At 73.1% G+C, this 13,151-nt stretch carries 15 protein-coding genes; 5 read left to right on the top strand and 10 right to left on the bottom strand.

Annotation, left to right across the window (positions count from 1 at the left end; all coding sequences use genetic code 11):
* Nucleotides 1-52: 52 nt before the first annotated feature.
* Both shbA and EMA09_RS17050 read right to left on the bottom strand, forming a co-directional pair.
* On the bottom strand, nucleotides 53-628 hold the full coding sequence (gene shbA, locus EMA09_RS17055; RefSeq protein WP_276324186.1) for an RNA polymerase sigma factor ShbA: 576 nt from the start codon (nucleotides 626-628) through the stop codon (nucleotides 53-55).
* Between the two features lie 247 nt (nucleotides 629-875).
* Complete coding sequence (locus tag EMA09_RS17050; RefSeq protein WP_019431595.1) at nucleotides 876-1,487, bottom strand: response regulator transcription factor; 612 nt, start codon at nucleotides 1,485-1,487, stop codon at nucleotides 876-878.
* Nucleotides 1,488-1,833: 346 nt separating this feature from the next.
* On the opposite strand from EMA09_RS17050, the gene EMA09_RS28655 reads away from it, so the two are divergent.
* Nucleotides 1,834-2,208 carry a WhiB family transcriptional regulator gene (locus EMA09_RS28655; protein WP_129841881.1) on the top strand — a complete coding sequence of 125 codons (375 nt, stop codon included), beginning with the start codon at nucleotides 1,834-1,836 and terminating at the stop codon, nucleotides 2,206-2,208.
* 47 nt (nucleotides 2,209-2,255) lie between these two features.
* Nucleotides 2,256-3,053, top strand: coding sequence for an SDR family oxidoreductase (locus EMA09_RS17040; RefSeq protein WP_129841880.1), 798 nt, complete (start codon nucleotides 2,256-2,258; stop codon nucleotides 3,051-3,053).
* An 82-nt stretch (nucleotides 3,054-3,135) separates the two neighbouring features.
* Here the strand turns inward: EMA09_RS17040 and groL are convergent, their stop codons facing one another.
* The 3 genes from groL to EMA09_RS17025 form a co-directional block, all read right to left on the bottom strand.
* Nucleotides 3,136-4,761 carry a chaperonin GroEL gene (gene groL / locus EMA09_RS17035; RefSeq protein ID WP_129841879.1) on the bottom strand — a complete coding sequence of 542 codons (1,626 nt, stop codon included), beginning with the start codon at nucleotides 4,759-4,761 and terminating at the stop codon, nucleotides 3,136-3,138.
* Nucleotides 4,762-4,902: 141 nt separating this feature from the next.
* Nucleotides 4,903-5,211, bottom strand: coding sequence for a co-chaperone GroES (gene groES, locus EMA09_RS17030; RefSeq protein ID WP_052848653.1), 309 nt, complete (start codon nucleotides 5,209-5,211; stop codon nucleotides 4,903-4,905).
* Between the two features lie 259 nt (nucleotides 5,212-5,470).
* Nucleotides 5,471-6,493: a polysaccharide deacetylase family protein gene (locus tag EMA09_RS17025; RefSeq protein ID WP_129841878.1), complete on the bottom strand. Its 1,023-nt coding sequence runs from the start codon at nucleotides 6,491-6,493 to the stop codon at nucleotides 5,471-5,473.
* A gap of 100 nt (nucleotides 6,494-6,593) precedes the next feature.
* On the opposite strand from EMA09_RS17025, the gene EMA09_RS17020 reads away from it, so the two are divergent.
* The 3 genes from EMA09_RS17020 (at nucleotide 6,594) to EMA09_RS17010 (ending at nucleotide 10,127) form a co-directional block, all read left to right on the top strand.
* Nucleotides 6,594-7,850 carry a methyltransferase domain-containing protein gene (locus EMA09_RS17020; protein WP_129841877.1) on the top strand — a complete coding sequence of 419 codons (1,257 nt, stop codon included), beginning with the start codon at nucleotides 6,594-6,596 and terminating at the stop codon, nucleotides 7,848-7,850.
* Nucleotides 7,851-8,082: 232 nt separating this feature from the next.
* Nucleotides 8,083-9,498 (top strand): AAA family ATPase, encoded by a 1,416-nt coding sequence (locus EMA09_RS17015; RefSeq protein WP_129841876.1) that lies wholly within the window; start codon nucleotides 8,083-8,085, stop codon nucleotides 9,496-9,498.
* Nucleotides 9,495-10,127, top strand: coding sequence for a DUF4276 family protein (locus EMA09_RS17010; protein WP_129841875.1), 633 nt, complete (start codon nucleotides 9,495-9,497; stop codon nucleotides 10,125-10,127). The genes EMA09_RS17015 and EMA09_RS17010 overlap by 4 nt, the downstream gene beginning before the upstream one ends.
* 64 nt (nucleotides 10,128-10,191) lie before the next feature.
* Here EMA09_RS17010 and EMA09_RS17005 read toward each other — a convergent pair whose 3' ends face one another.
* The 5 genes from EMA09_RS17005 to tsaB form a co-directional block, all read right to left on the bottom strand.
* A complete protein-coding gene (locus EMA09_RS17005; RefSeq protein WP_129841874.1) occupies nucleotides 10,192-10,563 on the bottom strand; it encodes a VOC family protein in 372 nt (123 codons plus the stop codon).
* A 75-nt stretch (nucleotides 10,564-10,638) separates the two neighbouring features.
* On the bottom strand, nucleotides 10,639-10,890 hold the full coding sequence (locus EMA09_RS17000) for a hypothetical protein (protein ID WP_129841873.1): 252 nt from the start codon (nucleotides 10,888-10,890) through the stop codon (nucleotides 10,639-10,641).
* Nucleotides 10,890-11,945, bottom strand: coding sequence for a tRNA (adenosine(37)-N6)-threonylcarbamoyltransferase complex transferase subunit TsaD (tsaD, locus tag EMA09_RS16995; protein ID WP_129841872.1), 1,056 nt, complete (start codon nucleotides 11,943-11,945; stop codon nucleotides 10,890-10,892). The genes EMA09_RS17000 and tsaD overlap by 1 nt, the downstream gene beginning before the upstream one ends.
* Nucleotides 11,938-12,444 (bottom strand): ribosomal protein S18-alanine N-acetyltransferase, encoded by a 507-nt coding sequence (gene rimI / locus EMA09_RS16990; RefSeq protein ID WP_129841871.1) that lies wholly within the window; start codon nucleotides 12,442-12,444, stop codon nucleotides 11,938-11,940. Before rimI ends, tsaD begins: the two co-directional genes overlap by 8 nt.
* Nucleotides 12,441-13,109, bottom strand: coding sequence for a tRNA (adenosine(37)-N6)-threonylcarbamoyltransferase complex dimerization subunit type 1 TsaB (gene tsaB / locus EMA09_RS16985; protein WP_129841870.1), 669 nt, complete (start codon nucleotides 13,107-13,109; stop codon nucleotides 12,441-12,443). Before tsaB ends, rimI begins: the two co-directional genes overlap by 4 nt.
* Nucleotides 13,110-13,151 lie beyond the last annotated feature (42 nt).

The raw sequence follows: 13,151 nt of genomic DNA, 5'->3' as shown, positions 1-13,151 counted from the left end.
CTGTGACGCGGCCCTCAGTGGCACCCGTCACGGGCGGGCGCCACGGGCCGGGTCAGCGGCCGGCGAGCGCGCGCAGCCGCGTCAGGGCACGGTGCTGCGCGACCCGGACCGCGCCCGGCGACATGCCGAGCTTCTCCCCGGTCTCCTCCGCGGTGAGCCCGATCGCGACCCGCAGCAGCACCAGCTCGCGCAGGTGCTCCGGGAGGTTCGCGAGGAGGCGGCGCGCCCACTCCGCGTCGCTGCTCTGGAGGGCGCGCTCCTCGGGACCGAGGGAGTCGTCGGGCCGCTCGGGCATCTCGTCGGAGGGGACGGCGGTGCTGCCGGGACGCCGCAGGGCCGCGCGCTGGAGATCCGCGATCTTGTGGTGGGCGATGGCCACGACGAACGCGTCGAACGGCCGCCCGGTGTCGCGGTAGCGCGGCAGGGCGCACAGGACCGCGAGGCACACCTCCTGCGCGAGGTCGTCCACGAAGTGGCGGGCCTCTCCGGGCAGGCGGGCGAGCCGCGTCCTGCAGTAGCGGAGGGCAAGCGGATGCACATGGGCCAGCAGGTCGTGGGTGGCCTGGGCGTCGCCGCCGGCCGCACGATGCACGAGGGTCCCTATCCCCGTGGCCTCGTCGTCGCGCATCGGTCCATGGTGCACCCTCGCCGCGCGGTCCGTGTCACCGCGGGCGGAGTTGTGCGTCGAAGCGTTATGTGCGGGGGCGCTCAGAGTCATGCTCCGGGCTGCCCTCCCCTCACGCCTGGCCGGCTCGTCCCCAAGGAGCGTCATGCCTTCAAGGATGCGTCAACGCCGGACGTTTTGAGTCCGCTCCCGCCGGACGGGGGGTGACGGCGCGCGCCGCGCTCCCCGTCCGGCCCCTCCCCGGGGCGCGTCAGCGGACCAGACCCCAGCGGAAGCCCAGGGCCACCGCGTGTGCGCGGTCGGAGGCGCCGAGCTTCTTGAACAGCCGGCGCGCGTGCGTCTTGACCGTGTCCTCGGACAGGAAGAGCTCCCGGCCGATCTCCGCGTTGGACCGGCCGTGGCTCATGCCCTCGAGCACCTGGATCTCGCGCGCGGTGAGCGTCGGGGCGGCCCCCATGTCCGAGGAGCGCAGACGGCGCGGGGCGAGCCGCCAGGTCGGGTCGGCCAGGGCCTGGGTGACCGTGGCGCGCAGCTCGGCGCGGGAGGCGTCCTTGTGGAGGTAGCCGCGCGCGCCCGCCGCGACGGCGAGCGCCACGCCGTCGAGGTCCTCCGCGACGGTGAGCATGATGATGCGCGCCCCCGGATCGGCGGACAGCAGCCGGCGGACGGTCTCAACACCGCCGAGGCCGGGCATACGGACGTCCATGAGGATCAGGTCGGAACGGTCGGCACCCCAGCGGCGGAGCACTTCCTCGCCGTTGGCCGCCGTCGTGACCCGCTCGACGCCGGGCACGGTCGCGACCGCGCGGCGCAGCGCCTCCCGGGCCAGGGGGGAGTCGTCGCAGACGAGGACGGAAGTCATGGCCGCCCTCCGCAGCTGATGGGCATCACCTTGTGCCTCCAGGCAGTTGTGTGTCGTCACCTGTGCGGCCGGCGAGCCGCGATGGCCGCCGTCAAACCGCTTCCGCCCTCTCAACGACGGTCACCCGAAAGAGTTACGGTCGCCAACCACAGAGTGAGAGCACTCTACGTGAGGGCTCTGTCACGGGGCAGCCGCGGTTGACCTGACGCGCCGAACATTCATTTTTGCCCTTTTTAGACCTTGCTGCCCATCTTTGGGTGTCTATGGATATATTCAGCGGGTAGTCATATTTACATCTACTCCGGCTGCGGTACCGAAGACGACCGATGATGATGGGACACCTGTCATGGCAGATTTCTCCCGCCTTCCCGGCCCGAACGCCGACCTGTGGGACTGGCAGCTCCTCGCTGCCTGCCGGGGCGTGGACAGCTCGCTGTTCTTCCATCCCGAGGGGGAGCGCGGCGCCGCGCGCACGTCCCGGGAGGAGGCGGCGAAGGAGGTCTGCATGCGCTGCCCCGTCCGGTCCGAGTGCGCCGCGCACGCCCTGTCCGTCCGCGAGCCGTACGGCGTGTGGGGCGGGCTGACCGAGGACGAGCGCGAGGAGCTGCTCGGCCGCGCGCGCCGTGATCTCGTGCGCTCCCCCGCGCGCACGGCGGCCCGCGAGGAGGCGTACGCCGACGCGGGCGGCGGCCCGTACGGGGACGGCGACGGGACCGTCTGACCCGCGCCCCTGGGAACGACGCCCGCGGGACCACTACCGTCCCCGGTATGACAACTGCTTTGGTGACGGGCGCCACCGCCGGGATCGGCGCCGCCTTCGCCCACCGGCTGGCCCGCGACCGGCACGACCTGGTGCTCGTCGCGCGGGACAGGGACGCGCTGCGGCGCCGGGCCGCGGAACTGCACGACCGGCACGGCGTCGAGGTGGACGTCCTGCGCGCCGACCTCGCCACCGACGACGGCATCGCGGCGGTCGAGGAACGGCTCGCCGACCACGCGCGGCCCGTCGGCCTCCTCGTCAACAACGCGGGGTTCGGGCTGCGCGGACGCTACCTCAAGGCGCCGGTCGCCGACGAGCTGCGGATGCTGAAGGTGCACTGCGAGGCCGTGCTGCGGCTCACCTCGGCCGCCGCCGTGCCGATGCAGGAGCGCGGGCGCGGCGGCGTGGTGAACGTGGCGTCGGTCGCGGCGTTCCTGCCGCGCGGGACGTACGGCGCGTCGAAGGCGTGGGTGGTGCAGTTCACGGAGGGCGCCGCCCGTGACCTCGCGGGCAGCGGGGTGCGGCTGATGGCGCTGTGTCCGGGGTTCGTGCGGACGGAGTTCCACGGCCGGGCGGGCATGCGGACCGACAGCATCCCGGGCTGGATGTGGCTCGACGCCGACCGCGTGGTGGACGCGGCGCTGCGGGACCTGGGGCGCGGCCGGACGGTCAGCATCCCCGACCTGCGCTACCGGGCGCTGATGGGTGCGGCCCGGCTCGTCCCGCGGAGCGCGCTCGGCGGCATCTCGTCACGGGCCGGCCGGAAGTACGGGCCGAAGCGGGGCGGGACACCGGACGGCGCGTGACAGGCCGGTGGGGCCGCCCGTTCCCCCTCGGGGGAGCGGGCGGCCCCACGGGACGCCGGGGCCGCGGTCGGCGGCCGGCGGTTCAGTGCGAGTGGCCGTGGCCGTGGCCGGCGGCCTGCTCCGGCTCCTCTTCCTTCTTCTCCACCACGAGGGTCTCGGTGGTGAGGAGGAGGGAGGCGATGGAGGCCGCGTTCTGCAGGGCGGAGCGGGTGACCTTCACCGGGTCGATGACGCCGTCCTTGACCAGGTCGCCGTAGACACCGGTGGCGGCGTTGTAGCCCTGCCCCTTGTCCAGGTCGGCGACCTTGGAGGTGATGACGTAGCCCTCAAGGCCGGCGTTCTCCGCGATCCAGCGCAGCGGCTCGACGGCGGCGCGGCGGACGATCGCGACACCGGTCGCCTCGTCGCCGGTGCGGCCGAGGTCGCCCTCCAGGACCTTCGCCGAGTGCACGAGGGAGGCGCCGCCGCCGGGGACGATGCCCTCCTCGACCGCCGCGCGGGTGGCCGAGATGGCGTCCTCCAGACGGTGCTTCTTCTCCTTCAGCTCCACCTCGGTGGCGGCGCCGACACGGATGACGCACACGCCGCCGGCGAGCTTCGCGAGGCGCTCCTGGAGCTTCTCGCGGTCCCAGTCGGAGTCGGTGTTCTCGATCTCGGCGCGGATCTGGGCGACCCGGGCCTCGATGTCGGCGGACTGGCCGGCGCCGTCGACGATGGTGGTGTCGTCCTTCGTCACGGTGACGCGGCGCGCGCTGCCGAGGACGTCGAGCCCGACCTGGTCGAGCTTGAGGCCGACCTCCTCGGAGATGACCTGGCCGCCGGTGAGGGTGGCCATGTCGCCCAGCATCGCCTTGCGGCGGTCGCCGAAGCCCGGGGCCTTGACGGCGACCGAGTTGAACGTGCCGCGGATCTTGTTGACGACCAGGGTGGACAGCGCCTCGCCGTCCACGTCCTCGGCGATGATCAGCAGCGGCCGGGAGGAACCGGCCTGCATGATCTTCTCCAGCAGCGGCAGGAGGTCCTGGATGGAGGAGATCTTGCCCTGGTGGATCAGGATGTAGGGGTCGTCGAGGACGGCCTCCATGCGCTCCTGGTCGGTGACCATGTAGTGCGACAGGTAGCCCTTGTCGAACGCCATGCCCTCGGTGAATTCCAGGTCGAGCCCGAAGGTCTGGGACTCCTCGACGGTGATGACACCGTCCTTGCCGACCTTGTCCATCGCCTCGGCGATCAGCTCGCCGACCTTCTTGTCCTGGGCGGACAGGGCGGCGACCGCGGCGATGTCCTCCTTGGAGTCGATCGGGCGGGCGCTGGCCTTCAGGTCCTCGGCGACCGCGGCGACGGCGGCGTCGATGCCGCGCTTGAGGCCGGAGGGGGACGCGCCGGCGGCGACGTTCCGCAGACCCTCGCGCACCAGCGCCTGCGCCAGGACGGTCGCGGTGGTGGTGCCGTCACCCGCGACGTCGTTGGTCTTGGTCGCGACCTCCTTGACGAGCTGCGCGCCGAGGTTCTCGTACGGGTCTTCGGTCTCGACCTCACGGGCGATGGTGACGCCGTCGTTCGTGATGGTCGGGGCGCCGAACTTCTTGTCGATGACGACATTGCGGCCCTTGGGGCCGATGGTCACCTTGACGGCGTCGGCGAGCTGGTTCACGCCGCGCTCGAGGGCGCGCCGGGCGTCCTCGTCGAACTTCAGGATCTTCGCCATGGCTGTGGGTGTCCCTTGTGCCTTTGACTCTGGGCCGGACGTGGGCGGTGCGCGCGCGTCGAGGCCGTGCCCCGGGACCCGGCCTGCCGGACGGGCCGGCTCGGGTACCGGGGCACGGTGGTGCGCCGCGTCTGCGTCGCCCTACTTCTCGATGATCGCGAGCACGTCGCGAGCGGAGAGGACGAGGTACTCCTCGTTGTTGTACTTGACCTCGGTGCCGCCGTACTTGCTGTACAGCACCACGTCGCCGACCTTCACGTCGAGCGGCAGGCGGTTGCCGTCCTCGAAGCGGCCGGGGCCGACGGCAAGGACGGTGCCCTCCTGGGGCTTCTCCTTGGCGGTGTCCGGGATGACCAGGCCCGAGGCCGTGGTCTGCTCGGCGTCGAGCGGCTGGACCACGATGCGGTCCTCGAGCGGCTTGATGGCAACCTTGCTGGCGGTCGTCACGATCCGACCTCCCCCTTCGGAGATCTCACGGGGCTTCTATGGCTGGATGGCGACCTGGTGGACCCGTCGTCGCGGGTGCCGAGTCCGCCCGTCGCGCGTAGCTGGCACTCTCGCATGAAGAGTGCCAGCGTCGAGACTATGCGTCCGTTAGCACTCAGTCAACTAGAGTGCCAACGCGCCGACGGCGCGCCCCGTGGACCGGCCCCGGGCGGCGCGCCGCAGGTCACGACGGGCGCGCCGGCGGCTCCGGCGCGCGGGGACGTCACACGTAGTCTTCCAAACGGGCGATGGCGAACCCCTGTTCGGTGACGGTGTCGAGGACGCGCCGGAGCAGGTCGGTCATGCTGCCGTCCCACTCCCCCTCGCCCCTGAAGTGGGTGAGGATGATGTCGCCCGGGTGCAGCCTGCCGTCGGGGCGGCCGTACTCCATCCGGTCGGGGAACGCCTCCTCCGCCCACAGCGGGACGACCTCGGCGCCGCACTCGGCGGCGGCGCGGAGGGTGTTCGCGTCGTAGGCGCCGTACGGCGGCCGGAAGAGGGTGGGGCGCTGCCCGAGTTCGCGTTCGAGCACGGCCTGCTGGCCGCAGATCTCGGCGAGCTGCTCGGCGTAGCTGAGGCGGGTCATCTCGCGGTGGTTGAGCGAGTGGTTCTGGCCGGTGTGGCCGTCGGCGAGGGCGTCGCGGAAATAGCCGTAGTCCTCGCGGGCGACCTCGTCGGCGAGGAAGCCGGTGTAGGGGATGCCGAGGTCGTCGAGCATGCGCAGCAGCGCGGGGTCCTTCTCGGCGCCGTCGTCGATGGTGAGGAAGACGATCTTCTCGTCGGTGGGAACGCCGACGATGACCGGGGGCAGACCGGGGCCGGTGATGTGCCCGGGCTCGGTGGTGAGTTCCGGCTTCTCCTCCGGCGGCTCCGGGGCGCGCAGGGGGACGGCGCGCAGCCCCCAGGCGCGGGCGGCGGTGACCCGCCGGGCGTGCTCGCGCTCCAGCGCCCGCGCGTACCCCTCGGTCACGCGGGCGGCCCGCTCGCTCGCCCGCCCCGGGACGGTGAGCAGCGGCACGGACGTGGCGGCGGACGCCTTGGGTGCGCCGTCGACGGTGGCGGACAGGCGGTGGTCCGGGCCGGCGTCCGTCTGCCGGAGGCCGAGCAGGTGGGCGGGGAGGCCGGGTCCCGCGCAGGTGAGCGCGAGTATCGCCGCGCCGCCGAGGGCGAGGCAGCGGCGGATCCGTCGTGGGCCCGGGCGTGCGGGCGGCCCGGCCGGCCCCCTGCTCTCCCCACCGGTTTCCATATGATCGTTTTGTCGTACTTGTCCGATCATCTTCATGGTTCGGGATGGTGCCACCGGCGCCCGCCCCGCCCCCGAACGCCGGTCCGGGCGACCGGGGAGAATGACCCGTGTGGCTGCACCGAACGACCCCGCCGACCCCGCCGCCGCGTTCCGCGCGCTGCTGACCGGAACGGGCCAGGACCTCCTGGCCGTCCTGCGCGACCTCCCGCCGGACGGGGAGCTCGCCGCGGTCACCCGGCTGCGCCGCACCCACCCGCCGGCCCTCGTCACGGCCGCGGTCGCGCAGGCCCGGCTGCGGCAGCGGGCGGCGGCCAAGTTCGGCGCCGACGCGGCACGCATGTACTTCACGCCCGGCGGCGTGGAGCAGGCGACGCGCGCCCCCGTCGCCGCCTGGCGCGCCGGCCGGTTCGCGGCCCTCGGCGTACGGCACCTGGCGGACCTCGGCTGCGGCATCGGCGGTGACGCCATCGCGCTGGCCCGCGCCGGGATCTCCGTCCTCGCCGTCGACCGCGACCCCCTGACCTGTGCCGTGGCCGAGGCGAACGCCGAGGCCCTCGGGCTCGGCGACCGCATCGAGGTGCGGCACGCCGACGTCACGGACATCGGGACGGCTGCGCGTCTCGCCGGGTTCGACGCGCTGTTCGCCGACCCGGCGCGGCGCGGCGGGCGCGGCCGGATCTTCGACCCCGAGGCGTACCTGCCGCCGCTGTCCTGGGCCGTCGCCGCGGCCCGCCACGTACCGTACGCCGCCCTGAAGACCGCCCCCGGCATCCCGCACGAGGCGGTGCCGGACGGCGCGGTCGCCGAGTGGGTGTCGCACCGGGGCGAGGTGAAGGAGGCCGTCCTGTGGTTCGGCACGGGCGCCGGCGCGCCACCGCGTTCCGCGACGCTGCTGCCGGGCGGCGCCGTCCTCACCGGCACCGGAGAGCGTCGGGCGCCCGCCGGGCCGCCGGGCCGCTGGCTGCACGAGCCGGACGGCGCCGTGATCCGCGCCCACCTCGTCGCGGAGGCGGCCGAGCGTCTCGGCGGCCGGCTGCTCGACCCGACGATCGCCTACATCACGACGGACGGCCCCCCGCCGCCCGCCGACCCGTTCACCACGGCCTACGCGCTGGACGACGTGCTGCCGTTCAACGTGAAACGGCTGCGCGCCCACCTGCGCGACCGCGGCGTCGGCACCGTGACGGTGAAGAAGCGCGGCGCGGCCCTCATGCCGGAGGAACTGATCCGCCGGCTGAAACTGCCGCCGGGACCGGCCTCGGCCACCGTGTTCCTGACACGGGTCGCGGGCACGGCGGCGATGCTGGTCGGCCACCCCGCACCGGCCACCGACGGAGACAGCCACCCCACCGGCTGAACCACCGCGGCCGTGCCCGAGCGTTTCCCACCCGCGTCGGAATCACGCCGGCTGCGTCCTGACCGACCGATCACCTGCAATCACTCAGCGGCGGCACGGGAAGCGCTGTCCACTCGCCGGCCGGGACAACTCGGGCGTGGCCGAGCGCAGGTGGGGGCCACCGGCACAAAGGCTCGTGACGTCCGCCACAAGTAGGCTTGTCGAACCCGCCTGGCGAGCCCCCGGAGACAGCATGCTGACCCGCCTCGAAGTCCACGGGTTCAAGAACCTGCTGAACCTGTCCATCGACTTCGGCCCCTTCACCTGCATCGCAGGAGAGAACGGCACCGGCAAGTCGAACGTTTTCGACGCCATCCAGTTCCTCTCCCTGCTCGCCGACCAGTCGATGATGGAGGCGGCGCAGGAAGTCCGCGGCGTGCACGGCGAGCGTCATGGCGACCCCCGTGACCTCTTCTGGAAGGGCTTCGCGCCCGGCCATCACCGGATGAAGTTCGCCGCCGAGATGATCGTCCCGCTGCACACGGAGGACGACTTCGGCCGGGCGGCGAAGGCCACGACCACGTTCCTGCGATATGAGCTCGAGGTGGGCTACCAGGAACCGTCCGGCCTGGACCGATTCGGTCGGCTCACCCTCCTGCACGAGACGCTGAGCCACATCACGAAGGGCAAGGCCCCCCAGCACCTCCTGTTCCGCCACAGCGCGAAACAGTTCCGCAACGTCGTGATCCAGGGTCACCGCAGCGGCGCCCCCTTCATCTCGACGACGAACGAAGCCGGTGAGTCGGTCGTCAGGATCCATCAGGACGGTGGCAGCCGGGGTCAGCCCAAGCCGGCCGCGGCGTCCCGGGCGCCCGCGACCGTCGTCTCCACCATCACCAGCAGTGACGACCCCACCATCCTGGCGGCTCGCCGCGAGATGCAGTCATGGCGACGGCTCGCTCTTGAGCCATCGGCTCTGCGCAGGTCCGACCGGTACGTCGACCCGCAGGTGATGGGCGCTGACGGCTCCCACTTGCCCGCGACGCTCTTCCGGGTGGCCCATGGCACCCCCGACGCGGACCCAGGCCAGGTGTACGCGAGAGTCGCGGGGCGCCTCTCGGACCTGACGGGTATCCATATCCGCGATCTGGACGTCGATCAGGACGAGGTCCGGGAGCTTCTCACAGTCAACGTGCGCGAGGTGGCCGGCATGACGCTGCCCGCACGCAGCCTGTCCGAGGGCACCCTGCGCTTCCTGGCTCTGTGCGTCCTGCTGGAAGACACGTCCGTGCGCGGTCTGATCTGCATGGAGGAGCCCGAGAACGGTATTCATCCCGCGAACCTCAACGCCATGGTCGACCTCGTCCAGGACCTTGCCGTCGACCCGACGGAGGAACCCGGGACGGACAACCCGTTCCGGCAGGTACTGATCAACACGCACTCCCCCGGCGTCGTGCAGCTCGTCAATCCCGAGGACCTCCTGTTCGCCGACACCGCGATTCACCAGTCCGAGAACGGCTCGCTGAACCGAGCGCTGCGTCTGCGTCCACTCGCCGAGACGTGGCGGACGACGAGGGGCGGCAGCGACTTCGTGACAAAGGCCGACGTCCTGCCGTACCTCACCACCCCCGTCGGAGCGCAGCTCACTCTCGACTGGGGGGTCGCGTGACCGCTCATGTCCTGTTCATCGGCGAGGGCAGCAGTGACAACGGCCTCGTGCCGCACATCGAATCCATTGCCGCGCGCAAGGGTCTCCATGTCTCGATCACTGTCCCCGACTTCGGCCTGCTGCGGCTGCCGATCGGCCATTCCGTCCGGGACAAACTGCGAGCGGCCCGTGATTTGAACGGCACGTATGACTTGGTGGTGGTGCAACGGGATGCCGACCGGGGTCCCGCCCGACACCGCCGGGTCGAGATCGAAGAAGCAGTGCGCGCGGAGTGGCCCGGCCTCCGGCACGTGGCCGTGGTACCTGTCCGCATGCTCGAAGCCTGGCTGCTTCTCGATGAGGCATGTCTGCGCCAGGTCGCCGAGAATCCACGCGGTCGTGTCACCCTCGATCTCCCCCAAGGCACTGCGGCGGAAAGGGTCACTGACCCCAAGCAACTGCTCAAGGACTCGCTCGCACGGGCAAGCGAGTACAAAGGGCGTCGCCTTGCCCAGTTCCAGAAGCGATTCCCGCAGCACCGGCTGCGCATGCTCGAACTGCTGGATCCCGAAGGGCCGGTGGCCTGTCTTCCGTCGTGGCGGGATTTCGTCAGTGACCTCGACGAGGCGTTCGAGCACCTGCGCGGATGACCAGCGCTCGTTCTCCGCACCGCGGCGGGGTGCCGTGGCGACGGGACGCCCCGCCGGGCAGGCCCTAACGCCGGGGCAGCAGGCAGAACGGGTGGCCCGCTGGGTCTGTCAGGACCCGCCAACGGTCCGGGGCGGGCTGGTGGGGCGGTTTGGCCGCCCCCAGGGTCAGCAGCCGTGCCTCCGCCTCGTCCAGGTCGTCGACCTCGAAGTCGAGGTGGATCTGCTGGGGCACGGTCTGGTCGGGCCAGTGCGGAGCGCGGTAGCCGTCGACCCGCTGGAAGCCGATGAACAGGCCGCCCTCACCGGCGAGTCCGATGAATTCGGCGGTGGACTCCGGGTGGGTCTCCCAACCGGTGGCCCGCTGGTAGAACGCCGCCAGCGCCGGCGGGTCGGGGCAGTCGAGCATGATCGCGCGCAGTGTCATCCGCAAAGTCATGGCACCTCCGGTCCGAGGTCCGGCGAGCGGATCACCATCATGCACGCCCCGGGGCCGCCGCGCCCGCTGCGGCCGTCAGCCGGGGACCGGCTCGAACCGCCAGCGGTGCACCGGGCGGTGCAGCAGCGACGCCGGCGGGTCGGGAAGCTCGGCCGGCTCCGCGCCGTCCGGCCACCAGGTGAGGACCAGCACCCGGTCCGGCGCCGCCCGGAACGTCTCCCGCCGCTCCGGGGCCGGCGTCAGCGACCGCTCCCGCGCCCAGGCCAGCAGCTCCGCGCCCCGGCCGGCCGCCGCGCGCGCCTCCCACATCAGCGTGACGGCCGCCATCAGTGGCCGCTCCCCGCCGGAACGTGCGGTTCGGTCACCGGCAGGGAGGAGTCGGCGGGCAGGTCGAGCGCCGAGGGCGTGCGCCCCCGGGCGACCATCTCGGCGCCGAGCGCCGCGACCATCGCGCCGTTGTCCGTGCACAGCCCGGGGCGCGGCACCCGCAGGACGATCCCGGCGTCGGCGCACCGTTCCTCCGCCATGGCGCGCAGCCGCGAGTTGGCCGCGACACCGCCGCCGATCATGAGGTGGTCGACGCCCTCGGCGCGGCACGCCTTGATCGCCTTGCGGGTCAGCACGTCCGTCACCGCCTCCTGGAACGACGCCGCCACGTCGGCGACCGGCACCGGCTCGCCCGCAGCACGCCGCGTCTCCACCCAGCGCGCCACGGCCGTCTTCAGCCCGGAGAACGAGAAGTCGAACGGCGCGTCCCGCGGCCCCGTCAGCCCGCGCGGGAACGCGATGGCGCGCGGATCGCCCTCCCGCGCCAGCCGGTCGATCACCGGGCCGCCGGGGAAGCCGAGCCCCAGCACCCGCGCCACCTTGTCGAACGCCTCGCCCGCCGCGTCGTCGATCGTCGCGCCGAGCGGCCGCACGTCGTGCGTGATGTCGGGGGCGAGGAGCAGCGACGAGTGCCCCCCGGAGACGAGGAGCGCCATCGTGGGCTGCGGCAGCGGGCCGTGTTCGAGCTGGTCGACGCAGATGTGCGACGCCAGGTGGTTCACGCCGTACAGGGGCTTGCCGAGGGCGTACGCGTACGCCTTGGCCGCCGTGACGCCGACCAGCAGGGCGCCGGCGAGCCCGGGTCCCGCGGTGACGGCGATCGCGTCCAGGTCGCTCGCGGCGACCTTCGCGTCGGCCAGGGCCCGCTCGATCGTGGGGACCATGGCCTCCAGGTGGGCGCGGCTCGCGATCTCCGGGACGACGCCGCCGTAGCGGGCGTGGTCGTCCACGCTGGAGGCGACCGCGTCGGCCAGCAGGGTCGTGCCCCGCACGATGCCGACGCCGGTCTCGTCGCAGGAGGTCTCGATGCCGAGGACCAGGGGTTCGTCAGCCATGCCGTGGGGTCGTCTCCTCGTTCCGGTCGTGGGCCAGGTCGCGGCGCATGACGAAGGCGTCGATGTTGCCCGGCTGGTAGTAGCCCCGGCGCACGCCGATCGTGCGGAAACCGAAGCGGGTGTACAGGGCCTGGGCGCGGGCGTTGTCGCGGCGGACCTCCAGGAGGACCTCGCGGCAGCCGAAGCCGCCCGCCGCCGACAGCAGCGCGGCCAGCAGGCGGGAGCCAAGGCCCGTCCCCTCGTGGGCGCCCGTGACGCCGATGGTGAGGACGTCGCCCGTGTCCCCGGCGACGCCGAGGCCGCCGTAGCCGGCGAGACGGCCGTCGGGGCGCTCGGCGACGAGGTAGCGGCGGGTCGGGGCGGTGCCCCGCGCGGCGGCCAGTTCGTTCCAGAACATGGCGGCCGACCAGGCGTCGTCGGGGAACAGCTCGGCCTCCAGGCCGAGCACGGCCCCGATGTCCCACCAGCGCATCTCCCGCAGCACGACATCGCCGCTCATGCGCGGGTGACCGCCTTGTAGCCCGCCGGCACCTTCGCGTCGGGGCGGCGGAGGTACTGGGGGCGCGGGGCGTCGAGGGGGTCGCCCGCCGCCAGCCGCTCGGCCGCGAGCGACGCGAGGGCGGCGGCCGACACGTGGGCGGGCAGGTCGTCCCGCACGGTGGCGAACGCGTCCCGGTACAGCGCGGCGCCGGCGCCCACGGCGGTCAGCGCCCGCGCGTCCGCCGGGAGGTCGGCGGCCCTGGCGACGGCCGGGCCGTCCAGGCGCGTACGGGCGTCGGCGAAGCGCGCCCAGTACACCTCCTTGCGGCGGGCGTCCGTGGCGACGGTGAACGGCCCTTCGAGCCCGGCGAGGCCCGCGCCGTACGCGAGGGCGTCGAGCGACCCCACGCCGTGCACCGGGATACCGAGCGCCGTGCCGAGCGCCGCGGCCGTCGCCAGCCCGACGCGCAGCCCGGTGTACGGGCCGGGGCCGGTGCCGACGGCGACGGCCGTCACCTTGCCCAGGGCGCGCCCCGCCTCCCGCAGCGCGCGGTCGACCGCCGGGAGCAGCAGCTCGCCGTGCCGGCGCGCGTCGGTCCCGCCGGCCTCGGCGAGGACGCGGCGGCCGTCGTGGAGGGCGGCGGTGACGGCGGGCGTGGCGGTGTCAAGGGCGAGCAGCAGCACGCTGCAAGGGTACGGCTCCCCGCCGGGGCCGCCGGTCCCTGG

The organism is Streptomyces sp. RFCAC02 (assembly GCF_004193175.1).
Classification (GTDB): Bacteria; Actinomycetota; Actinomycetes; order Streptomycetales; family Streptomycetaceae; genus Streptomyces.
Note: the sequence above shows the minus strand (reverse complement) of the source record. Positions and strands in the feature narration are given on the sequence as shown.